The 21829-nt window shown below is 62.4% G+C and carries 19 protein-coding genes, 1 pseudogene and 1 riboswitch; of the genes and pseudogenes, 7 read left to right on the forward strand and 13 right to left on the reverse strand.

Going from position 1 to position 21829, the window contains the following annotated elements:
- The first annotated feature begins 93 nt into the window (after positions 1 to 93).
- A complete protein-coding gene (gene dgcA, locus BKP54_RS03850) occupies positions 94 to 1077 on the forward strand; it encodes an N-acetyl-D-Glu racemase DgcA (RefSeq protein ID WP_025427212.1) in 984 nt (327 codons plus the stop codon).
- Here the strand turns inward: dgcA and BKP54_RS03855 are convergent.
- Together BKP54_RS03855 and BKP54_RS03860 are read right to left on the reverse strand one after the other, a co-directional pair.
- The gene (locus BKP54_RS03855) at positions 1029 to 2249 is read right to left on the reverse strand and encodes an MFS transporter (RefSeq protein WP_025427213.1); all 1221 of its coding nucleotides are present in this window, start codon (positions 2247 to 2249) and stop codon (positions 1029 to 1031) included. The genes dgcA and BKP54_RS03855 overlap by 49 nt on opposite strands.
- A 105-nt stretch (positions 2250 to 2354) precedes the next feature.
- Positions 2355 to 3194 (reverse strand): UDP-2,3-diacylglucosamine diphosphatase, encoded by an 840-nt coding sequence (locus BKP54_RS03860; RefSeq protein ID WP_025427214.1) that lies wholly within the window; start codon positions 3192 to 3194, stop codon positions 2355 to 2357.
- A gap of 175 nt (positions 3195 to 3369) precedes the next feature.
- On the opposite strand from BKP54_RS03860, the pseudogene BKP54_RS03865 reads away from it, so the two are divergent.
- From BKP54_RS03865 to BKP54_RS03880, 4 genes and pseudogenes are all read left to right on the forward strand, one after another.
- Positions 3370 to 5681: pseudogene (locus tag BKP54_RS03865) on the forward strand (NADP-dependent malic enzyme).
- A gap of 176 nt (positions 5682 to 5857) precedes the next feature.
- Positions 5858 to 6595, forward strand: coding sequence for a LuxR family transcriptional regulator (locus BKP54_RS03870; protein WP_025427216.1), 738 nt, complete (start codon positions 5858 to 5860; stop codon positions 6593 to 6595).
- A gap of 154 nt (positions 6596 to 6749) precedes the next feature.
- Complete coding sequence (locus BKP54_RS03875) at positions 6750 to 7394, forward strand: acyl-homoserine-lactone synthase (protein WP_025427217.1); 645 nt, start codon at positions 6750 to 6752, stop codon at positions 7392 to 7394.
- A gap of 187 nt (positions 7395 to 7581) precedes the next feature.
- The gene (locus BKP54_RS03880; protein ID WP_025427218.1) at positions 7582 to 8652 is read left to right on the forward strand and encodes a DUF2865 domain-containing protein; all 1071 of its coding nucleotides are present in this window, start codon (positions 7582 to 7584) and stop codon (positions 8650 to 8652) included.
- Here the strand turns inward: BKP54_RS03880 and bluB are convergent.
- From bluB to BKP54_RS03895, 3 genes are all read right to left on the reverse strand, one after another.
- Positions 8561 to 9352 carry a 5,6-dimethylbenzimidazole synthase gene (gene bluB, locus BKP54_RS03885; RefSeq protein ID WP_057214315.1) on the reverse strand — a complete coding sequence of 264 codons (792 nt, stop codon included), beginning with the start codon at positions 9350 to 9352 and terminating at the stop codon, positions 8561 to 8563. The genes BKP54_RS03880 and bluB overlap by 92 nt on opposite strands.
- Positions 9353 to 9396: 44 nt before the next feature.
- Positions 9397 to 9606, reverse strand: a riboswitch (cobalamin riboswitch).
- 77 nt (positions 9607 to 9683) lie between these two features.
- A complete protein-coding gene (locus tag BKP54_RS03890) occupies positions 9684 to 10505 on the reverse strand; it encodes an SDR family oxidoreductase (RefSeq protein WP_025427220.1) in 822 nt (273 codons plus the stop codon).
- A gap of 91 nt (positions 10506 to 10596) precedes the next feature.
- A complete protein-coding gene (locus BKP54_RS03895; protein WP_057208695.1) occupies positions 10597 to 11790 on the reverse strand; it encodes a phytanoyl-CoA dioxygenase family protein in 1194 nt (397 codons plus the stop codon).
- Positions 11791 to 11890: 100 nt separating this feature from the next.
- On the opposite strand from BKP54_RS03895, the gene BKP54_RS03900 reads away from it, so the two are divergent.
- Positions 11891 to 12916, forward strand: a complete 1026-nt coding sequence (locus BKP54_RS03900; RefSeq protein ID WP_025427222.1) for a LacI family DNA-binding transcriptional regulator — start codon at positions 11891 to 11893, stop codon at positions 12914 to 12916.
- Between the two features lie 34 nt (positions 12917 to 12950).
- Here the strand turns inward: BKP54_RS03900 and BKP54_RS03905 are convergent, their stop codons facing one another.
- Both BKP54_RS03905 and BKP54_RS03910 read right to left on the reverse strand, forming a co-directional pair.
- On the reverse strand, positions 12951 to 13916 hold the full coding sequence (locus BKP54_RS03905) for a quinone oxidoreductase (RefSeq protein WP_084814279.1): 966 nt from the start codon (positions 13914 to 13916) through the stop codon (positions 12951 to 12953).
- A gap of 12 nt (positions 13917 to 13928) precedes the next feature.
- Entirely contained in the window at positions 13929 to 14417 is a 489-nt protein-coding gene (locus tag BKP54_RS03910) for a 2,4'-dihydroxyacetophenone dioxygenase family protein (protein WP_025427224.1), read from the reverse strand.
- Between the two features lie 111 nt (positions 14418 to 14528).
- Here BKP54_RS03910 and BKP54_RS03915 point away from each other — a divergent pair, with 111 nt between their 5' ends.
- On the forward strand, positions 14529 to 15200 hold the full coding sequence (locus BKP54_RS03915; RefSeq protein ID WP_025427225.1) for an XRE family transcriptional regulator: 672 nt from the start codon (positions 14529 to 14531) through the stop codon (positions 15198 to 15200).
- A gap of 4 nt (positions 15201 to 15204) precedes the next feature.
- On the opposite strand, the gene BKP54_RS36005 is transcribed toward BKP54_RS03915, so the two are convergent.
- The 6 genes from BKP54_RS36005 to BKP54_RS03945 form a co-directional block, all read right to left on the reverse strand.
- The gene (locus BKP54_RS36005) at positions 15205 to 15714 is read right to left on the reverse strand and encodes a GGDEF domain-containing protein (protein WP_245317802.1); all 510 of its coding nucleotides are present in this window, start codon (positions 15712 to 15714) and stop codon (positions 15205 to 15207) included.
- Positions 15605 to 16720, reverse strand: a complete 1116-nt coding sequence (locus tag BKP54_RS03925) for a CHASE4 domain-containing protein (protein ID WP_084814281.1) — start codon at positions 16718 to 16720, stop codon at positions 15605 to 15607. Before BKP54_RS03925 ends, BKP54_RS36005 begins: the two co-directional genes overlap by 110 nt.
- Positions 16721 to 16883: 163 nt before the next feature.
- Positions 16884 to 18617 carry an ankyrin repeat domain-containing protein gene (locus BKP54_RS03930; RefSeq protein ID WP_084814282.1) on the reverse strand — a complete coding sequence of 578 codons (1734 nt, stop codon included), beginning with the start codon at positions 18615 to 18617 and terminating at the stop codon, positions 16884 to 16886.
- A 267-nt stretch (positions 18618 to 18884) separates the two neighbouring features.
- Positions 18885 to 19712 carry a TolB family protein gene (locus BKP54_RS03935; protein ID WP_025427228.1) on the reverse strand — a complete coding sequence of 276 codons (828 nt, stop codon included), beginning with the start codon at positions 19710 to 19712 and terminating at the stop codon, positions 18885 to 18887.
- A gap of 24 nt (positions 19713 to 19736) precedes the next feature.
- Positions 19737 to 19922 carry a hypothetical protein gene (locus BKP54_RS03940; protein ID WP_025427229.1) on the reverse strand — a complete coding sequence of 62 codons (186 nt, stop codon included), beginning with the start codon at positions 19920 to 19922 and terminating at the stop codon, positions 19737 to 19739.
- A gap of 152 nt (positions 19923 to 20074) precedes the next feature.
- Complete coding sequence (locus BKP54_RS03945; RefSeq protein WP_025427230.1) at positions 20075 to 21757, reverse strand: NAD+ synthase; 1683 nt, start codon at positions 21755 to 21757, stop codon at positions 20075 to 20077.
- Positions 21758 to 21829 lie beyond the last annotated feature (72 nt).

A 21829-nucleotide genomic window follows, 5' to 3' on the forward strand; every position in this document is an offset into this window, starting at 1 on the left:
TCCGTCATAACGGCTCACATCCTTGATGTCATCCTGACGAAGCCGGTAACATCAAGACCTAAGCGCCAGATAGGCCCCGCCGGAGAAGATTTCATGTCAACTGTGCTCGAAGCGACAACCGAAGACTTCCCGATTGCGGGCACATTCACGATTTCACGCGGTTCGAAGACCACGGCAAGCGTCGTGACATGCCGAATCACCAAGGACGGCACCAGCGGTTGGGGGGAATGCGTACCCTATGGCCGCTACAACGAAACCATTGCCTCGGTGCTCGCCGAAATCGAAGCCATATGCCCGCAGATCGAACAAGGCCTGACGCGCCCGGAGCTACAGTCGGCGATGAAGCCGGGTGCGGCCCGCAATGCGGTCGACTGTGCGTTGTGGGATCTGGAAGCAAAGCAGAAAGGCAAATCTGTCCATGAGCTTGCCGGTCTCTCCTCACCTGGCACATTGACGACGGCCTATACGCTGTCGCTTGCCGAGCCCGATGCGATGCGCAACCAGGCCGCACAATATGCCCACCGCGCGCTGCTCAAGATCAAGGTCGGCACATCAGACGATGCCTCCCGCATCCGCGCCGTGCGCGAGGGTGCGCCGGAGAGCCGCATCATTCTCGATGCCAATGAAGGCTGGACGCCCGACAGCCTCGCCTATCACTTCGCCATCTGCGCCGAGCAGCGCATCGACCTGATCGAACAGCCGCTTGCCGCCGGCCATGATCAGGCCCTGGCCACGATCGCCCGCCCCGTTCCGGTGTGTGCCGACGAGAGCGTGCACGCGACCGGCGACCTCTCGGCCCTGGTCGATCGCTATGACGCCGTCAACATCAAGCTCGACAAGACGGGCGGCCTGACGGAGGCGCTTCGCATGCGCGATGCGGCAACGTCGCTCGGCCTCAAGGTGATGGTCGGCTGCATGGTCGGAACCTCGCTCGGCATGGCACCGGCAATCCTGGCGGCGCAGGGCGCGGATTTCGTCGATCTCGACGGGCCCCTGCTTCTGGCACGCGATCGCACGCCCGGCCTGCGCTACGAAGCCTCGCTGGTCTTTCCGCCGGAACCACGCCTCTGGGGCTGAAGATACCAGGCGGCAACGGCAAAGCAGCAGCCGGCAAAGGCGACGACCGACATCGAATAGAACCCGTTCACCCCGTACCAGGCGTAGAGATAGCCGGACAGGAAGGTGAGGATCGCCGTGAAAATGCCGGTGTAGAAGAAATAGAGCCCCTGGGCCGATGCCTCCTGCTCCTCGACGACGCGCTCCACCAGCTTGTTCTGCATGCCGGTGTGCATGATCGCATAGGTGAAGGCGTGGAAGCACTGCAGCACGAAATAGCCGGAAAAGCCGAGATCCATCGGGAAGATGATCCAGCGCACGACCGCCAGCGAGCAGCCGGACAGGATCATCGTCCAGACGCTGAAGCGGCGGATGATCGCCTTGGCGAAGATGAACATCGTCACTTCAGCAGCAACGCCGGCACTCCAGAGGATGCCGATCTCCGTGCCGCTATAGCCGATATGCTGCCAGTAGATTGCCGAGAAAGCGAAGAGCATGGCGTGGCTGGCGTTCACCAGCGTCACGCCGATCAGCAATAGCTGCAGATCGAGCTGGCGCAACGATTGCGGCGGAGGCTCGGTCAGCGCCGTGATCGGTGACGGGCGCCGCGGTCGGCCGACCTTTGGCGCCGCAAAGGCCATCAGGATCGTCAGGCCGAAACCGACCGCCATCGCCGGCAGCACCATGTCGCCACCGAAGATGCCGATCATCCAGCCGCCGAGCATGGTTGCGCCGATGAAGGCGACGGAACCCCAAAGCCGCATCTGCGCATAATCGAAACCCCAGCGCCGGACGCCGGAAAGCGCGATCGCCTCGACGATCGGCACATAGGGCGAATAGACCGCCGATTGCAGCGTATAGATGATCAGAACCGGCCAGAACTCCCGGGCGTAGAACAGCACGAAAGCCGTCGCCAGCGACAGGAAACCTGACCAGATCAAAACGATCGTGCGCTCTCCGAGCCGATCGGCGATCACACCGGCAATTGGCGCGGTGATCACGCGTACGAACATCGGCAGCGCCAGCACGACGCCGATCTCGAAATCGCTCATGGAAAGCGTGCTCAACCAGACCGGAAAATACGGCATTGCGAAACCGTTGACGATCAACGGAGCGCAGAAGAGCAAGGCGATGCGAAGCGCAAAATGACGCGGCGGAGGGCCCACAGTTGCGGGCGCTTGGGAGGGAATCATGGGAGAACCTGATGGCTATCGGCCAGCAATAGCATAGCCCGCTGCCGGATCGCCATAACCTAGATTTCACTACAAGCGACGCTTGCGCCCTCGCCGGCGTTCCCGTCAGGCTGCCCGTTGCGTCAGCAGGTGCGCCAGAAGCCGTTCGGCTTCGGCCGTTCCCTCGGCCTCTGCGACGCCGCCGCGCATCTGATGCCAGGTGATCAGTTCCATGGTGCCGTCGTGGTGTTCGGCGATCGCCGTGCAGCTTTCGACCCAGTCGCCCGTGTTGATGTAGCGCACGTCGCCGATATCCTCGATGACCGCATGGTGGATATGGCCGCAGATCACGCCCTGCGCATCATGCCGCCGCGCCTCGTCGGCAACCACCTTCTGGAACTCACCGATAAAGTTGACGGCGTGCTTCACCTGCAGCTTCGCCCAGGAAGAGAACGACCAATAGGGCATGCCGAGCCGGCGACGAACGGCGGCCAGGCCGATATTGATGGCGATCGCCGTATCGTAGGCCCAGTCGCCGAGATAGGCGAGGATGCGCGCATTGCGCACGACCACATCGAATTCGTCGCCATGCAGCACCAGATAGTTGCGGCCGTCGGCACCCTTGTGCATATGGCGCTGCGCCACTTCGATGCCGCCGAAGTGAACACCCGGGAAATCGCGCATGAACTCGTCGTGATTGCCGGGGATATAGATGATGCGCGTGCCCTTGCGCGCCTTGCGCAGCAGCTTCTGGACGACGTCGTTGCAGTTCTGCGGCCAGTACCAGCTACGCTTCAACCGCCAGCCATCGACGATGTCGCCGACGAGAACGATGGTCTCAGCCTCGTGATGGCGCAGAAAATCAATAAGAAAGTCGGTCTTGGCGGCCTTGGAGCCGAGGTGGACGTCGGAGATGAACAACGTCCTGAGGTGTCTTACGGAATTGATTTGCGGTGCCGCCATCATACCAGCCTCGTCTTGATTGAGCCTTCTGGGGCCCGTCAAAACCAGACTCGTGTTTCAGGAAGATGACACGGACGCCGGCCGCTTCGTCGCACCGGCTTAAAAGAACCGCGCAAAAACTGTACGCGGTTCGCAATTCATGCCACAAGGCCACGTCCAAAAAAGAGGAATGCAGACTATGAGCACGGGCGACAAAACGAAATCCCAGACAGGTCCGGTCAGCGGCGACATCGACCAGCAGGCCCTTTTCTTCCACCGTTACCCTCGCCCTGGGAAGCTCGAAATTCAGCCCACCAAGCCGCTCGGCAACCAGCGCGATCTCGCGCTCGCCTATTCGCCCGGTGTGGCTGCGCCCTGCATCGCCATCCGCGACAATCCTGAAACGGCTGCCGACTACACGGCACGCGCCAACCTTGTCGCGGTCATTTCCAACGGCACGGCCGTTCTCGGCCTCGGCAATATCGGTCCGCTTGCCTCCAAGCCGGTCATGGAAGGCAAGGCCGTCCTGTTCAAGAAATTTGCCGGCATCGACGTCTTCGACATCGAGATCGACGCGGCGAGCATCGAGCGTATGGTCGATGTCATCTCGCGCTCGAGCCGACCTTCGGCGGCATCAACCTCGAAGATATCAAGGCGCCGGAATGCTTCGAGGTCGAGCGCCAGTTGCGCGAAAAGATGCAGATCCCCGTCTTCCATGACGACCAGCATGGCACCGCGATCATCGTTGCGGCCGCAATCCTCAACGGTCTGGAACTGGCCGGCAAGGACATCGCCAAGGCCAAGATCGTTACCTCGGGTGCAGGTGCCGCAGCGCTCGCCTGTCTCAATCTGCTGGTCACGCTTGGCGCCAAGACCGAAAACATCTGGGTGCACGACCTCGAAGGCCTCGTCTACAAGGGCCGCGAAGTGCTGATGGACGAATGGAAGTCCGTATACGCGCAGGAAAGCGACAACCGGGTATTAGCCGACAGTATCGGCGGCGCCGACGTTTTCCTCGGTCTTTCCGCCGCTGGAGTCCTGAAACCGGAACTGCTGGTGCAGATGGCCGAAAAGCCACTGATCATGGCGCTCGCCAACCCCACGCCCGAGATCATGCCGGAGGCAGCGCGCGCGGCGCGCCCCGACGCGATGATCTGCACCGGCCGTTCGGATTTCCCCAACCAGGTCAACAACGTGCTTTGCTTCCCGCACATCTTCCGCGGTGCGCTCGACTGCGGCGCAAGCACGATCAACGAAGAAATGAAGATGGCGGCGGTCCGCGCCATTGCCGGCCTTGCCCGCGAGGAGCCGTCCGACGTGGCCGCCCGCGCCTATTCCGGCGAGACGCCGGTCTTCGGTCCCGATTACCTGATCCCCTCGCCCTTCGACCAACGCCTGATCCTCCGGATTGCGCCGGCGGTTGCCAAGGCTGCCGAGGAAAGCGGCGTCGCCACCCGCCCGATCCAGGACTACGACGCCTATCTCGACAAGCTGAACCGCTTCGTCTTCCGCTCGGGCTTCATCATGAAGCCGGTCTTTGCCGCCGCCAAGAATGCGCAGAAGAACCGCGTGATCTTCGCCGAAGGTGAAGACGAGCGCGTGCTGCGCGCCGCCCAGGTGCTGCTGGAGGAAGGCACGGCCCGCCCGATCCTGATCGGTCGTCCGCAGATCATCGAGACGCGCCTGCGTCGCTACGGCCTGCGCATTCGTCCGGATATCGATTTCGAGGTGGTCAACCCCGAGGGCGACCCGCGCTACCGCGACTACGTCGAGGACTATTTCGCCCTCGTCGGCCGTCTCGGTGTCATTCCGGAAGCTGCCCGCACGATCGTCCGCACCAACACCACCGTCATTGGGGCGCTTGCCGTCAAGCGCGGCGAAGCCGATGCGCTAATCTGCGGTGTCGAAGGGCGTTACAGCAAGCACCTGCGCGACGTCTCGCAGATCATCGGCAAGCGCGACGGCGTGCTCGATTTCTCGGCCCTCAGCCTGCTGATCTCGCAGCGTGGCGCCACGTTCTTCACCGACACCTATGTCAGCTACTGCCCGAGTGCCGAAGAAATCGCCCAGACCACCGTCATGGCGGCGCAGGAGATCCGGCGCTTCGGCATCACGCCACATGCCGCCCTGGTCTCGCATTCGAACTTCGGCTCGCGCGATTCCGAGAGTGCCACCAAGATGCGCCAGGCGCTTCAGCTTGTGCGCGAACTCGCGCCCGATCTGGAAGTCGATGGCGAAATGCACGGCGATTCGGCCATCTCCGAAGTGCTGCGTCAGCGCGTCATGCCCGACAGCACGCTCTCGGGCGAAGCCAACCTGTTGGTCTTCCCGAACCTGGATGCTGCCAACATCACGCTTGGCGTCGTCAAGACGATGACGGACAGCCTGCATGTCGGACCGATCCTGCTCGGCTCAGCACTGCCGGCGCACATCCTGTCGCCGTCCGTGACCTCGCGTGGCGTCGTCAACATGGCGGCACTCGCCGTCGTTGAAGCCAGCCATCCGGGCTAGCGACGCCCTCGTTTTTAAGGGCCGCCGCACCCGGCGGCCCTGTGATGCTGCCGCGACCCTGGGCAACAACCATTGTTTGCAAGGGTCGACAATCCACAGCAAATCGGCTGTCGGTTCTGGACAAAAGGTGAACCCCCAACCATTGTGGGGTTTAGCGCAAAAATCGGTGTTGTGGCATGACTGAACAACAGGCTGTCCTCGACATGCTGGAAATTCTGGAATGCGGAGGCTGTGTCGAGCCGGCCCATTTCTTTACGTTGATGCGCCGTACCTTTCGCATCGCTCATCTCCTATATCTTGAAGCTGAGCCCTATGCCGACGAGCTCAAGATCTGCCGGTTGCACCACACGTTCGGTGCCTACGCGGCCGAGCTTTATCTGACGCGGGAGCTCTACCGTATCGACCCGATCCTCAAGCTGGCGCTCGGTGGCGTCAGGCCTGTCGAATGGACGACGGCGCGCCACCGCTTTCCCGAATGCGAGCCATTGTTCAAGACGGCCGAAGAGATCGGCCTTTCCAGTGAAGGCGTCGCCCTGCCGCTGCCCTCGCCGGCCGGCCGCACCGCCTTGCTGGCCATCAACGTCAATATGTCGGCCGCGGAGTGGTCGATCTATCGGCGCAACCACTTGCGCGACTTCCAGCTCGCCGCCAACCTGTTTCATGCCGGCATGCTTGAAAACGCCGCCATGACAGGGGGGCTGAACACGCGCGATACGCGCCTCACAGGTCGCGAAACCGAGGTTCTCACCTGGTCGGCGGCCGGCAAGAGCTATTGGGAAATTGCCACCATTCTCGGCATTTCCGAACGCACCGTGCGTTTCTTCATGACCAATGCCCGCCGAAAGCTCAATGTTGTCTCCAACACGCAGGCCGTGGCCCAGGCCGTTCGCCATGCACTGATCCCGACGGTTTGACCCACCCTCAAGACGCTCCTCCTTCGCTCATCTGAAAACCCGTCTATATTTAGTGGGAAAAAACGGTTTCCGGAACTGTCGGTAGTGACAGTTTCGCCCCTGCCTGAGGACTGACAGCATCACGCCATCCCCCAAAACAAGGATGGAGAAGAAGATGATCAGGATCCTCAACGGCAGGACACGCGGACAGCACCCACAGTCCATCGACGAGATGTTCAAGCTGCGCAAGCGCGTCTTCCACGATTTCCTGAAATGGGACGTGCAGACCGATGGGGAATGGGAGATCGACAATTACGACAAGTCGAATCCGCTCTATATTCTGTCCTATTCGCCGGAGACGGGAAAACTGCGCGGATCGCTGAGATTGCTGCCGACGCTCGGCCCCAACATGCTGGACGATACGTTCCCGATCCTGCTTGGCGACAACCCTGAGATCCGCAGCGCCTCGATCTGGGAATCGAGCCGCTTCTGCATCGACCCGGAGATTTCTCAGGACCGCGCCTCCAACCAGGTGACCGTCGCCGCCGCAGAACTGATGTGCGGTGTCGGCGAACTCGGGCTGGCCTCCGGCATCAGCCATATCGTCACGGTGACCGATGTCTTCCTCGAGCGGATGTTCCGCCGCATGGGTTGCCCCGGCGAGCGCATCGCTGACCCGCACCGGATCGGCTCGGTCTATGCCGTAGCGGTCGCCTGGGAAGTGACGCCGTCGCTGCTCAGCGCCATGAAGGCCGTAGCGGCGATCGAAGGCACGGTTCTTGAACGGCCGATGTCGCTGGAGACGGCACGCGCCGCCTGATCTCTAACGCTCCTTCCGTTCCTCCCACCGGACGGAGCTGTTAACGCAATGCGAGGCTTGTCGTTGCACCGGCGGCGACAAGCCTTATGATAGGGCTGAAACAGGAAGTGCCGACAGCGACCGAACCCGGACAACAAGGGTGGCGCCGTGCGGTTGCAGGAATGGACGTTCGCCCGTGTTCCGGAACATGAAAACCCTAGCCGCGGCGACCTTGCCGCTGCTTCTGGTTCTTGCCGATCAGGCGCTGGCCTCCAGCGTGTGCGACCGCCTGAACACTCGGCTCGCCGAACTGCCCGCCGCCATCGAAACTACGGCCGATACCCGCGATTATGCGAGCGCGATTTCCCGACAGAACATCGAATTGCGCCGGGCGCGCAACGATCGCCGACGCGCCGGCTGCGGCACAGGCAGCGTCGTCGTCTTCAACGGCGGCGACCCGGATATCTGCACAGACATCAACAGTCTGATCGCCGAGATGGAAGACAATCTGCGCATCCTCAAATCGGAGCGCCAGCAGCTGATGTCAGGCGATGGAGACGATACGCGCCGGCGCATCCTCGCCGCCCTCGAGATCAACGGTTGCTATGGTGGCAGCGAGGAATTTGCGACCGCCGACCCGGACGAGCCGGAAACGTACCGCAACATCCTGCGCGATCTGCCGCCGGACGAAAGCTACGGACCAATGCTGCGGGACGGCGAAATGGGCACCTACCCGCCGGAAAGCGGCGTCTATTCCGGCACGCTTCGCACCATGTGCGTGCGCACTTGCGATGGCGCCTTCTTCCCGATCTCGTCCGAGGCAAGCCCTGTGGACTTCGCCCGCGACGAGCAGGCCTGCCGCGCCCGCTGCCCGGGTGCCGAAACAGAACTATTTTTCCACGACCTGGCGACCGAGGAGAGCGACCAGATGGTCTCCGCCTCGACGGGACGCCCCTATAAAGAACTGCCAAACGCCTTTGCCTATCGGACGCGCGGCGTCGGCAAGCCGGGCATTTGCGGTTGCCAGATTCCAAAGATCGCGACGACGCCCAAGGCTTCCAGTGGCAACACTGGCAACAGCGAATCGTCGATCATCGTCATCGAGGGCAAGAAGGAAGCGGCCGCCCCTACCGCCAAGGCGGCTGCGGAGGAGCGCCCCTACGATCCCGCCAAGAGCAAGGTGCGGGTCATCGGGCCGACGTTCCTTCCCCAGGAGGAAACGTCGATCGACCTTCGCCATCCGAAGGGTCCGGGCTACCAGCCGGTTCAGAGCAACTGATCGCAGCGTCTGCCTTTCGGCAGGTTCCCCAGCCTTCCTCGAACACCAGCTCCTCCAGCGGCAGCCGCTGGCGCCAGCCCTTAACCGCAAGTTCCGGCTCCTGGTAAAGGCGATCGACATATCCGAGGCAAAGCCAGGCGACGATCACGACATGATCGGGAATGCCGAGGATCGCCTTGATCTCATTTTCATGAAAGATACTGACCCAGCCGACACCAACGCCTTCGGCGCGCGCCGCAAGCCAGAGGTTCTGCACGGCACAGACGGTGGAATAGAGATCCATCTGCGGGTTATGGGTGCGCCCGAGAACGACCGCTCCACCGCGCGTGCGGTCGCAGGTGACGCAGATGCTCAAGGGTGCCTTGCGGATCCCCTCCAGCTTCAGGGAGCGGTATTTCGCTTGGCGGTCGCCATCGAACATCAATGCCGCTTCGTCGTTGGCGCGGGAAAAGGCCTGCCATACCCGCTCGCGGGTTTCGGCCTGCCGGACCACGACGAAATTCCACGGTTGCATGAAACCCACCGATGGCGCCCGGTGCGCAGCATTGAGCAGGCGCATCACCACATCGTCAGGCAAGGGTTCGGCCAGGAACTGATCCCGCACGTCCCGGCGCGTTTCGATGGCTCGATAGACGGCTTCGCGCTCGTCGGATGAAAAGGCCTCTGCAGCCGCAAGGCCGCCATTAGCGTCAGTCAGCATCGTTCGATCCCCAACAATGCACAACCTTCCGCCGTCCGCGCGGATATCGGTCTATCTTGCCAGGCCGGTCTTCTGACTTCGGATCAACCGGCCGCCTCACCTTCCCAGATCACATGAAGATCCAGTGGCAAGATCTTGAGCAAGCTCAAAATCCCTAGAGGCAGTCGTCCCCGTCACAGCGTTGGGCACGTTCCGGAATAACACCGGATTCCCGATTCTCCCGCGTTGCGGGCACCTGACGGCGTCATAAGGGCACAGCCCACAGGGAATGACAAGCAAGTCCGGCGTCGCTTGCCGGTCACTCCACAGGGCCTCGCGACAGCGTCAGATGTCAGAGCGGCGCGACCGGATGCGGCGAGCCGTCATAGCCGCCCCACACCGACTGGTCGAAGCAGATGACCGACCCCGTCATCAGGCCGGACTCATCCGACGAGAGATAGGCGCAGGCACGCGCGACTTCCTTGGGGTCGACAAGCCGACCGAAGGGTTGGCTGGCGGCCGCCTTTTCGAGCCAGTCGTCTGCCGCCCCATGAAATTCGCGCTGGATGCGGTCTTCCCCTTCGGACGCCATCCAGCCGATATTGAGGCCATTGACGCGAATGCGGTTGCGCAGCAGCGCATAGGAGGTGTTCTTGGTCAGCGTCTCCAGCGCCCCCTTCGACGAGCAATAGGCGGCGATAAACGGCTGACCGGCCATCGCCGACATCGAGCCAATATTGACGATGGTGCCCTGCGTGCCCTCCCGCCGCATCAGCTTTACCGCTTCCTGCATCAGGAAGAACGGTGCGCGCACATTGACAGCGAACATCCGGTCGAACAGTTCGGGGCTGGTGTCCAGGATGGTGCCGCGATCGGTGATCGCCGCCGCATTGACCAGCGCATCGACGCGCCCGAATGTGGCGTCGCAGGCGCTGACGACCTTGCGCGCGTCCTCGACCTTTTCGAGGTCTGCCTCGACATAAAGTACCTGCGCGCCGGTTGCCTTGCGGATCTGCTCGGCCTTCGCTTCGCCCTTGGCAACGTTGCGTCCACAGATGACGACACCTTTAGCCCCACGTTCCGCAAACAGGTTGGCGATCGTTGCGCCCAGCCCCTGCGTCCCGCCGGTGACGATGGCGATCTTGCCGTCGAGACGGCCATATTGCTCGGTCATGAAAGTCCTCCCAGAATTGAAAGTGAGATGAAAACAGGGCGACCGGCCCCCGCCGCAGAACGCCGGGGACCGGAAAGATCGATTCTGCCGTTCAGCTCAGCTTGCGCTGTGCCTGCTCGCCAAGCGCGCTTCTGAAATCCGCATCGCTCCACCTGCCTGCCAGCGCCTCATGCATCAGTTGCGCCTGGGTCTTCGGCGCGAGACCGCCCAGCGGCGGATCGCGATCGAGATTGGTCGGGAAGGAATAGCCCTCGGCACAGGACGCAATCGCATTGGCCGCCTCATCGGCCGAAAGCGTGCCGGATGCCACGAGTGCGGTCAGCGCCGGGTAGAGGGCTGCACTCATCCTGGCGCGATCGACGGTCTCCATCGCCCTCCCGAAGGCCGAGGAGACCTGGAGCAGGTTGGCGACGCGCTTGATATCAGTCGAATGATTGCTGCCGGCCGCATGGAAGAGAGCCGGGTTGAAGAAGACGACATCGCCCTTTTCCAACGGCAGCTGCACGTGATGCTGGTCGAAATAGGCCCGGAACTCCGGACGTTTCAACGCGAGATAGCCGGGCACGTAGGTCTGGCTATAGGGAAGGAAAAGCGTTGGACCGCTCTCGATCGGCATGTCGCAATGGGCAACGGCACCTTGCAACGTCAGCACCGGCGACAGCCTGTGCACATGAACAGGATACTGCTCGATGACATCAGAGGTCTGGAATCCCAGATGATAGTCGCGATGGGCCGCCTGCGACGCGCCGCCGGGATTGACGCGATTGACCTGCGCCGTCAGCTGGTAGTTCGGACCAAGCCAGGCTTCGCTGACGAGCGCGATGATGGCGTTGGCGTAATAGGCGGCAAAGTTCTCAGGGCTTTTCAGGCAGTGTTTTTCGAGCGAATTCCAGATCCTGTCGTTAGCGCCGGGCTTGGCAAAGTGGTCGCCGCCGCCACTGTTGGTGCGGTGTTGCTCGTCGATGATGGCGTCAAAGATGCCGCTGGCCGCATCGATGACTGATGTGTCGGCATAGGCGTGCTTGAACACCGCCACCCCGGGCCCGGTTGCCAGCACCTCGCAGATTTCGGCCAGGGCAGCGCGGCGCCCCTCGGTCGTGGCGCAGGCGGCAACCAGGCTGGCGCTGTCATAGATCAGCACATTTTTCTCGCAGGCGAGCGCGTGTGGATAATCAGCAAGGTTCGTCTGCCGCTCCACCTCCGCACGGAACGCCTCGATGTCGCAGGCATCCTCGCTCAGCCACACACGGTCGAGGCGCTGGCGCGCCCTGTTGTCGGTCTTCATCTCGTTCCTCCTCAGAAACTTTCGATGTCCCGACTATAGGCGGCGTGAGATCGTGATATAGAGCAGGAATCCATCAAAAAACCATCAGGAGAGTTCGTCGTTGGCACATCCGTTTCTGGTCAAGGATATCGCCTTTCAGGCGGGACTCAGCACCGCGACCGTCGACCGCGTCCTGAATGAACGTCCCGGCGTGCGCCGGCAGACGGCAGCCCGCGTGCGAGCCGCCATCCGCGAGCTGGAGAAGCAGCAATCGGGATCGGAGATGCAAGGCCAGAAGCGCGCGATCGATATCGTGATGGAGGCGCCGGAGCGCTTCACCGAGGCGGTCAGGCAGGCGTTCGAAACCGAGGCGCCGACCTTCATGCCGACCACGTTTCGCTGCCGGTTCCATTTTGCCGAGATCATGCGGCCGCACGACATCGCGCAGCTGCTCGACCGCGTCCGCCTGCGTGGGACCGACGGCGTCGTGTTGAAGGCACCTGATGTGCCCGAAATCGTTGGCGCCGTCGCCCGCCTCGAACAGGCGGGAATTGCGGTCGTCGCGCTTGTCACCGATCTGCCGAACTCGGCGCGCACCGCCTATGCCGGGGCCGACAACCGCGCGGCCGGCGAGACGGCGGCCTATCTCGTGGGCGAACGGTTCGCCGGGCAGGCAGCAACCGTGCTCGTGACGATTTCGAGCAGCCGTTTTCGTGGCGAGGAGGAACGCGAAATCGGCTTTCGCCGGGTGCTCCGCGAGCACTATCCGGCGATCCGCATCGTCGAGATCAGCGAAGGCTACGGCAAGGACGCCGAAACCGGTGTTCTTGCAGCAAGAGCGCTTGCGACAGACGCCGACATCAATGCCGCCTATTCGATCGGCGGCGGCAACCGCGCCGTGCTGGCCGCCTTCGAGCGCCTCGGCCGCGACTGCAGCCTGTTCATCGCTCATGACCTCGACCAGGACAATCTGGCGCTGCTGCGCCAACGCCGGATCCATTTCGTCCTGCATCATGACTTGCGCAGCGACGCCCGCATGACTTTTCGCGCTATTCTCGCACGACGGAGCGGCGCCGGGCAAAAGCTGGGCGGAAGCCGACTGTCGGCCGTCGAGGTGATTACACCCTACAACGTGCCCATCATTTGAAAGGCGGGCCCCGCGACGACACGGGGCCGGTCTCTCACTCCGGCAAAAGCACGATCTTTCCGGAAAAGCTGCGGTCTTCGAGCCGCGCATGGGCTGCCGCACCGTCCGACAGTGCGAAGGTCTCGATGCGCGGACGTTCGATGATACCAGCGCGCAGGGCCTGGAACAGACGCTCTGCCCGGCTTAGCCGTTGCTGCCGGTCTGTCAGAAAATCCCAGAGATCGCCGCCAACGACGGTTTTCGAATTTTCCATGAGATAGCGCGGATCGACCAGCGGCGCCGGCCCACCCGCCATGCCGAATGTCACCAGCGTGCCGCGCGAGCGCACCGCCGAGAGACTGTCGAGCAAGGTTATGCCGACCGAATCATAGGCGACATTGACCCCACCGGCGCTCAAGGTGCGCACCTTGTCCGGCCAGCCCTCGTCATATCCGAGCGCATGGGCAGCACCGGCGGCCTTGGCAAGGGCCTGCTTTTCCAGCGTCGAGGCCATGGCGATGACGCTTGCGCCCCGCGCGATGGCGAGCCGGATCAGCAATTGCCCAACGCCACCGCCTGCCGCCTGGACAAGAACCGTGTCACCGGCCCGGACGCTATAGCTGTCCTCAACCAGATACTGCGCCGTCAGCCCCTGCAGCAGGAGCGCTGCCGCCGCCTCGAAGCCGATATCAACAGGAAGCGGAATCGCCCGCTCCAAAGGCACGGTCACCCGCGTTGCATTGGCAAACGGCACGTCGGCAAACCCTATCCTGTCGCCGAGGGCGATGCCTTCAACGCCTTCACCGACCGCGATGACCTCACCGGCCCCTTCATAGCCGGCAATAAAGGGTGCCTTGCCGGCGAGCACATAATTGCCCTTGCGCCGGTAGATATCGGCGAAGTTCAGCCCGATCGCCCGCATGGCGAGCTGGATGTGGCCGGGCGGCACGGCCGGGTGGGCAACCTCGCGGTAGCTCAGCACCTCGGGCCCACCGAACGAGTCGAACACCAATGCATGCATGATCACTTCCCCCTATCGGATGAGCGTACGGACGAATTCGTCGCCGAGCCCGACGGACTTACAGTGTGCCGCATACCGATCGAGCCTGACGAGCACATCGTCATACCCTTCGGCGTTGCCGTCCTCGTCGAGATAGACCAGGGGGCCGAACACATGGAACAGCGCCTTCATATGCCCGGCCTCCGGATGCACGTAGAGCGTATGAATGTCTCCCGCCGGCTCGAAGATGAAGGTGCCGCGTCGTGCTATCCAGTCGCGCTCACGATACCCCCAAGTGCCCTCGAGCGTCCAACCGGTAACCGGATTGGAATGGCGATGCCGCTCGATCGTGCCGGCTCCCTTCGCCTTGAAGAGGCTGACCCAGCTCCCGCCGCGCACGTCAAACAGCAAGGGCAAGGAAAAGGCACTGTCGCCAAATGGCAGCCATCGCCGCTCGTCGGCCTCCGCATCGGCAACGAGCAGCTCGTCTACTCCATATCTGCTTTCGGCAATGTTGATCACAGTCCATCCTCCCGTTAACTTCAACAATTGGGAATTATCTACTATAGTGGATTTCGTCAACAGAATTGAGAATCGTCGATTTTGCCTCTATCTGTTGCGCGAGGAGACGCCATGCCGAAGCTGACCATCACCCGCCGCCCCGCCGAACAGAGATTGCGCACGACTGAGGAGCGTCCGGCCGAACTCGGTGCAAGGGTCAAGGAGCTCAGAATCGCGCGCGACTGGACACTAGAAGAGGCGAGCCAGCATATCGGCCTGTCGCGTTCGGCCCTGTCGAAGATTGAGCGCAACGAGATGTCACCGACGTTCCACGCCATGCAGAAGTTGGCAGCTGGATTCTCGCTCGACCTCCTGAGTTTTCTCGCCTCCGGCGAGGCAAGCCCGCCTGCCGGTCGGCGCAGCATCACCCGACAGGACGATGGTACCCGCCACGAAACGCCGAACTATGGTCTGCGGCTGTTGATGGAAGAGGTCCGCAACACCGCCTTCATGGCGGTGGAGGTTCTGGTCAGAGCACGATCGCTCGACCAGTTCCCGGATTGGGACCGGCATGACGACGAGGACTTCATGTATGTTCTCGAAGGCGATATCACGCTCTACACCGAACACTACGCGCCAGCCGTGCTGAAATCCGGCGACGCCGTCTACTTCGATGCGCGCCTTGGCCACGCCTGCATATCGACCAGCGACAACGATGCCCGGCTGTTGTGGGTGACCGCTCCGCTTGGCGGGCGCTTCAGCCGTTCAGACGATGACCATGCCGATGGAACGGCGTCGGCCTGACAGCTCAGCCGGTATGGCGCCTGTCAGCCTCATCGTCCGGCGCATCGTTGTTTTCCGTCGAAAGGTCGTCGGCCGTCTGGACGCGGTTGCGTCCCCGTCGCTTGGCCAGATAGAGCGCCTCGTCGGCTACAGCCAGCAACGACCGAGCAGTACGGCCATGCCTCGGCGCAAAGGCCACACCAATGCTACCGCCGATACGCAGCACCTGCCCCTCGAACTCGATTGGCGTCTGCGCATCGTTGACGAGACCGGTGGCAAGTTCGGACGCATCCTTGCCGGTTGACCGCAGGATGACGGCAAATTCATCGCCGCCAAGGCGGGCAACAGTTCCGCGCGCACCAACCCGCAGGCGGTAACGTTCGGCCATCGTCACCAAGACTGCGTCACCCGCCGCATGGCCGTGCTCATCGTTGACGGCCTTGAACTCGTCGAGATCGGCAAAGATCAGCGCGAATGGACGTTTTTTTGACGTCGAGCAGGGCCGCAGCGAGCACTTCGTCGAAGCCGCTGCGATTGAGCAGCCCGGTGAGACGATCGTGTTTCGCCATGTGGCGGTTTCGCGCCTCGCTCTGCTGCAGGGCGGAAAAGACGGAGGAGAACCTGAGGGCCACAAACGCCATCAGCAGGGTAGCCGCGATCGCGATGACGATGACGCTCGGCAGGATTTCCGCGCGGACGAAGCCGCCGGGCGATTTGGGCGTCCAGGCGACGACAAGGCATGAGACATCAGCGCAGCGACCGGCGGAGACGTGCACGCCGTCGGCCGGCCGCTGTGACAATGGCACGAAAGCGAGGCCGGTTACGCCAAGCTTTGCCTCGATTTCGCGCAGCGACCGCGCCGTCAGCGGGCGAACCGAAACCATGAACACCGGCTTGCGGCGTTCGGCCGGCAGCTGCAGCGTTTCCGGGATGACGGCCTGAACGACGGCTATGCTCATCTGGCCCTCGATCTGGCGCATATCCACGGCATGAATGCCGGGCACGATCGGCGTGACCGATTGCCGATCAGGCTGGGGGATATCGAGCGTATAGGTGCCGTTGTTGTTTCTCAACGCGTTGTCGTAGCGGCGTCGGGCTTCGTCGAGCAGATCTTCGACGTCGTGAAGCGGGGCATCGGCCGCCTCCGCCGGCACGACCAGCCCATCCTTCACCGCGGTCGAGACATGCCCGTCGGCATCGCTGACGATCAGCCAGGAAAAGCCGTAGTCCTCCCACAGCCAACCCGCCAATTCCGGGGCCACAAAGGTATCGCTCAGCCGTCCGGCCGCAAGTTCCGCATAGGTCGCATTCCAGAAGGAAACCTGGGCCTGAAACTGGACGGCGGCTTCCATCTGGTGCCGCAATTCGTTTGCCACCAGCCGGCGTTCCGCCGAAAGACCGAAGCGATCGGCCTCGACGACGGAGCGGTTGAGAACGAAGATGAGGCTGGCGATCGTCAGGATCGCGACCAGGGTACAGGCCGCATGGATCGCCCACACCGCCCTGTTGCGCTTCGGTTGCCGAAACTTTTGCTCGATCACGCCAGCGCCCCCTCACCGGACCAGCCGTCAAAGGCGAGGGGTGGCACCGGTCAGACGCCACCCTAAAGATCAAAGCAGAAATTTAGTTTAAGCAAGCTGGTATTTGAAAGCCTTAAAGACTTCAACCGCCTAGTAAAGCCGACAATCACCAGTCGTGCGACTGTTAGTTGGACTGCACAGCCGGACGCAACAAGGAGACGATTTCGTCGTCGCCTTCGTCGCGCGCCAGGTCGCGGATCGACCTCGTACCAGTACCATCACGCAGGTTGGCGTTCGCGCCTTTTTCGAGCAACAGCTTCACCACGGATGGCCTCCTGTTGACGACAGCGATAGCGAGCGGCGTCATCCAGTCGCTCTGCGGGTTTGGCCGCCCACGCCCACGGAACTGACCGAAGGGGATGTCGAGCAACTCCGGCTTTTCATTGACGATCTCGAGCACCCGCTCTCCCTTGTCGAAGGCAGCGGCCGCAAACAGGTCGAGCGGCTGTGTCTCGAGGAAGCGCACCATATCGGCCTTGCCGTTGTATTCGGCCCAGCCGATCGGCGGTGCGTGATGATACGGGTCGCGCGCCATGGTGTTGGCACCATGCGCGATCAGCAGCTTCGCCATCTCGATATGCCCGTGCAATGCCGCCTCGTGCAGCGGTGTGCGCGACGTCATGCGGTTGACGTCGAAGCCGAGCGACAGCATCAGCGCCACCTGGGCCGGCTGGGCTTCACCCGCAGCCTCATGCAGGATCGCCGGATGGGCCGCCTGCGTGCGCGAAACAAGCGCCGCATCCCCGGCTGCCAGCGCCTTTGCCGCCGTCGCATTTCCCTCACCGATCGCCCGCGCGAGGCGATCGACATCGGTGAGTTCCGCGACCGTGGCGCCATGGGCCACCAGATAGCCGGCAAGGGTCGGATCACCGCCGAGCTCGGCCCATTGGTAGGGCGTGCGACCTTTCACGACGCGGTTTACGTCGGCCCCATGCTCGACCAGCAGCCGCACACGGTCCGTCATCTTCTTTTCCAGCGCCCAGGCAAGTTGATAGTCGAAGACCCTTTCGCTGTTCTCGATCAACTGACCGTCTTCGCGGACAAGCCAGTTGTTCCTGTCCTTTGCGCTTAGCCCATACCGCAACAAAAGACCGATGCAGGTGTTATCGGGCTCGAACATGCGGTTATAGAGCGCCTGGCTATCATTGGCCGTAGCGCCGGCCTTAAGCAGGAGTTCGGCAAAGGCGACGCAATCCGGATGTTCTGGCTGACGCTCTTTGCCCGCCTCGCCCTGGCCGAAGACGCCCGTCAGCGCGGTAAAACGATATTGCCCGTCGTCCATCCAGAAGGCATTGGCATCGGCGCCACACGCAATGAGCCGTTCAGCCGCTGCAAGGGAAGATCTGCCGGGAACGCGGGCATAGGCCGCGTAGAGCAGAGGCTCCCAATCGTAAGGCCCACCACGCTTGCCGGAGAGTTTCGGATCCGTGTCGAGCCAACGGTCGATGGCGTCGCCATCGCCAAGAGCGGCTGCTACATGGATGCTTTCACGGGCAATTTCTGGATGCTCGTCGAGCAAGGCTTTCGCCTGGGCATATCGCTCCGGGTCCGCAGCGATGTCGCCGAAATAGGACACGGTCGCCAATGCGAGGAAGCGATTGGCAAGCTGTTCGGTGGCGGGCTTGCCGCCCTGAGCGCGTTCGAGATGCGTTTTCAATCGGGTCCAGCTGGAGAAGCCGAACTCCCGGGCGATGACCAGTTGGGCATCCTGCAGGCCGATTGTGGCCGGCTCGGAGAAATAGGACAGCGCCCGCTGGCGTGCCGCGGCATCGCCAGCCTCCAGGGCTTTGTGAAAAGCCTTGGCCTGCTTGCGGATGGAATAGAGGGTAGCGTTCGCGGAAAGATCGCGCGTGATCATGAAAGACCTCCTTTCATTCACGTCCGGTATCCGCGCCCACAGACTGAAAAGAGGTGTGGCAACCAAGTCCAGTGAAACAGGTGGGTCTGGCCCTTCCCGCGGATCGGGTGCGCCCTGCGAACGACACGATCGCTAGCACGCAGCCGATATTCTTGTCCACTGCATGTTTCCTTAAATCCTATCCGAGTTAAGGATAAAACATGCAGCAATTCAAAGTGCTACAGCGACCTTTGCGCGTCTGATAAGACGCGCGGCGCTGTAGGCTTCTCAGCTTTCCGGTTCGTAGCGAACGAAAGCAAAGCGATCCCCCTTGGGCGACCAGTTGGGAACATTCATCGTGCCCTGCCCGCCGAAGAGCTCGAACAGCTCGCGCGCGTTGCTGCCATCCATCTCCATCAATCGCAGACGGACGTTCAGGTCCCGCGGATGATCGAAGACATCGCCGTCATAGGAGAGAACCAGAAGGTGTCTTCCGTCGGGCGACGGATGCGGGAACCAGTCGCCATAGGGGCTGTCGGTCACGCGCTCAACGTCGGTGCCGTCGGGACGAACGCGCCAGATCTGCATGCGGCCAGTGCGGCTGGAGTTGAAGTAGATCCACGCTCCATCCGGCGACCAGTCCGGCCCGTCGTTGCGGCCTTCGCCCTGCGTCAGTCGCCGCTCTTCGCCGCCTTCGACCGAGATCGTATAGATATCGAAGACCTGATCACGAATACCGCAATAGGTCAGTGCGCCGCCATCCGGCGACCAGCCGTGCCAGTAGGACGGGAGGTTGGGGGTGACAAGCCGCGGAGTGCCGCCAGAAGCCGGCAGCAGGTAGATCGCCGACTTGCCGAACTCGGTCTTGTCGCTGATCGCAATCGTGCTGCCATCAGGCGAAATGCCGTGGTCATTGTTGCAGAGATGGGCAAAGCCGGTTTCGATCTCGACCGGCTCCGAGCCGTCGAAGGCCAGCCGGTAAAGCCGGCCGTCGCCATTGATGATGAGATATCGCCCGTCCGGAGACCAATTCGGCGCCTCGACCAGCCGCTCCGTCTGCCAGACGACGCGAGTCTCGGCGGTAACGATGTCATAGGTTTCGATGGAACTGCGCATACGCTTCTCCTGCCGCAACCGCAGCTATTTGCTTTCTTCGCCCCGTGGCAGCACCGCCAAGACTTTGGCGCAGATCGACCGCATCAAGATGACGCTGCGCTGGTCTTGCCAGGTCGAGACCAAGCCCCAGGCCAGCAGCAGAAGAATGCAGACGAAGGCGACGCCGACGGTGACGAGACTACCGGTCGCAAGACCATAGACACCGAACACGGCCGGCGTCGCGAAACAGGCGATCTGCGCCGAAAGCTGCCCACCGGCAGAAACGTCGCTCAGCGACCACAGCCGGATCAGCCGGATTTCCTCCTCGGTGAACTCCGGCTGGCTTTCCTTGCCGTCCCGCCCTTCGGGGATGCGCTCACCGTCTATCCCCGATCGCGGAACCGGTTGGTGATTGGATAGCGCCGATCGCGGCCAAAATTCTTCTTGGTGATCTTCACGCCGGGCGCCGACTGTCGGCGCTTGTATTCGGCGATATAGAGCAGATGTTCGATGCGGTGTACCGTTGTCTCGTCATGACCACGAGCAACGATCTCCTCCGTGCTCATCTCCTTTTCGACGAGGCACTCCAGAATGTCATCGAGCACCGGATAGGGCGGCAGTGAATCCTGGTCCGTCTGGTTGGGGCGAAGCTCGGCCGACGGCGCCTTGTCGATGATGTTTTGCGGGATGACCACGCCGGATGGACCGAGCGCGCCCGGCGGCACGGTGGTGTTGCGCCAGCGCGAGATGCCATAGACCTCCATCTTGTAGAGGTCCTTGATCGGATTGAAGCCGCCGTTCATATCGCCATAGAGCGTGGCGTAGCCGACCGACATTTCCGACTTGTTGCCGGTGGTGACCACCATCGAGCCGAACTTGTTGGAGACGGCCATCAGGATCGTGCCGCGCGTGCGGCTCTGCAGGTTTTCCTCGGTGATGCCCGATTCCGTGCCCTCGAACATATCGGCCAGCGCGCCGAGAAATCCTTCGACCGGCTCTTCGATCGGCACGATATCGTAGCGGCAGCCGAGCGCTTCGGCGCAATCCTTGGCGTCCTTCAGCGAGTCCTTCGAGGTGTAGCGGTAAGGCAGCATGATCGTGCGTACCCGCTCCTCGCCGAGCGCATCAACGGCAAGTGCTGCGCAGATCGCCGAGTCGATGCCGCCGGACAGGCCGAGCACGACGTTCTTGAAACCGTTCTTGTTGACGTAGTCGCGGAAGCCGAGCATGCAGGCGCGATAGTCTGCCTCCTCCCGCTCCGGCAGGCGCGATTGCAGGCCGCCGGCACAGTGCCAGCCATTGTCGCCCTTTTTCCATTCGACGATCGACAGCGCCTCCTCGAACTGGCTCATCTGGAAGGCGAGCGACTTGTCCGTGTTGAAGGCGAAGCTCGCGCCGTCGAACACCAGTTCATCCTGACCGCCGAGCTGGTTGGCATAGATCATCGGCAGGCCGGTCTCTATCACCTGCTTGAGCACGACCTGATGGCGCACGTCCACCTTGCCGCGATGATAGGGCGAGCCGTTCGGTGACAGCAGGATTTCGGCGCCGCTTTCCGCCAGTGTCTCGCACACACCAAGATCGCCCCAGATGTCCTCGCAGATCGGGATACCAATGCGAATGCCGCGGAAATTGACCGGCCCTGGCATCTCGCCCTGGTCGAACACCCGCTTCTCGTCGAACTCGCCGTAATTCGGCAGATCGACCTTGTCGCGTACCGCAATGATCTTGCCGCCATCGAGCACGGCGACGGCATTGTGGCGCCCGGTCTTGGCCAGGCGCGGGAAGCCGATAATGACGCCCGGGCCGCCGTCGGCGGTCTCCTCGGCCAACTTTTCCACCGCCTGTAAACAGGCCTTGAGAAAAGCAGGCTTGAGAACCAGATCCTCCGGCGGATAGCCGGAAATGAAGAGCTCGGTGAGCAGCAGGAGGTCGGCGCCCTGGCGCGCCGCATCGGCGCGCGCCTCACGCGCTTTCGCCAGGTTTCCGGCGATATCGCCGACGGTCGGATTGAGCTGGGCGATTGCGATACGAAGCAGGGTGGGAGCGGCTTTGTGAGCGGTCATGAGCGGGCCTGTCGGTCTGTTCTCGAACGAATGCGTCTGACTTTCGCCCCGATCTTTAGCGCAATCCGCGCG

The sequence above is a fragment of the Ensifer sp. 1H6 genome, from assembly GCF_001976035.1.
GTDB lineage: Bacteria > Pseudomonadota > Alphaproteobacteria > Rhizobiales > Rhizobiaceae > Ensifer > Ensifer canadensis.

Excerpts from the sequence above, each read along its gene's own strand:
- dgcA (WP_025427212.1), top strand. The coding sequence starts at position 94 with ATGTCAACTGTGCTCGAAGCGACAACCGAAGACTTCCCGATTGCGGGC.
- BKP54_RS03855 (WP_025427213.1), bottom strand. The coding sequence starts at position 2,249 with ATGATTCCCTCCCAAGCGCCCGCAACTGTGGGCCCTCCGCCGCGTCAT.
- BKP54_RS03860 (WP_025427214.1), bottom strand. The coding sequence starts at position 3,194 with ATGATGGCGGCACCGCAAATCAATTCCGTAAGACACCTCAGGACGTTG.
- BKP54_RS03870 (WP_025427216.1), top strand. The coding sequence starts at position 5,858 with ATGACTGAACAACAGGCTGTCCTCGACATGCTGGAAATTCTGGAATGC.
- BKP54_RS03875 (WP_025427217.1), top strand. The coding sequence starts at position 6,750 with ATGATCAGGATCCTCAACGGCAGGACACGCGGACAGCACCCACAGTCC.
- BKP54_RS03880 (WP_025427218.1), top strand. The coding sequence starts at position 7,582 with ATGAAAACCCTAGCCGCGGCGACCTTGCCGCTGCTTCTGGTTCTTGCC.
- bluB (WP_057214315.1), bottom strand. The coding sequence starts at position 9,352 with ATGCTGACTGACGCTAATGGCGGCCTTGCGGCTGCAGAGGCCTTTTCA.
- BKP54_RS03890 (WP_025427220.1), bottom strand. The coding sequence starts at position 10,505 with ATGACCGAGCAATATGGCCGTCTCGACGGCAAGATCGCCATCGTCACC.
- BKP54_RS03895 (WP_057208695.1), bottom strand. The coding sequence starts at position 11,790 with ATGAAGACCGACAACAGGGCGCGCCAGCGCCTCGACCGTGTGTGGCTG.
- BKP54_RS03905 (WP_084814279.1), bottom strand. The coding sequence starts at position 13,916 with ATGCATGCATTGGTGTTCGACTCGTTCGGTGGGCCCGAGGTGCTGAGC.
- BKP54_RS03915 (WP_025427225.1), top strand. The coding sequence starts at position 14,529 with ATGCCGAAGCTGACCATCACCCGCCGCCCCGCCGAACAGAGATTGCGC.
- BKP54_RS03930 (WP_084814282.1), bottom strand. The coding sequence starts at position 18,617 with ATGATCACGCGCGATCTTTCCGCGAACGCTACCCTCTATTCCATCCGC.
- BKP54_RS03935 (WP_025427228.1), bottom strand. The coding sequence starts at position 19,712 with ATGCGCAGTTCCATCGAAACCTATGACATCGTTACCGCCGAGACTCGC.
- BKP54_RS03945 (WP_025427230.1), bottom strand. The coding sequence starts at position 21,757 with ATGACCGCTCACAAAGCCGCTCCCACCCTGCTTCGTATCGCAATCGCC.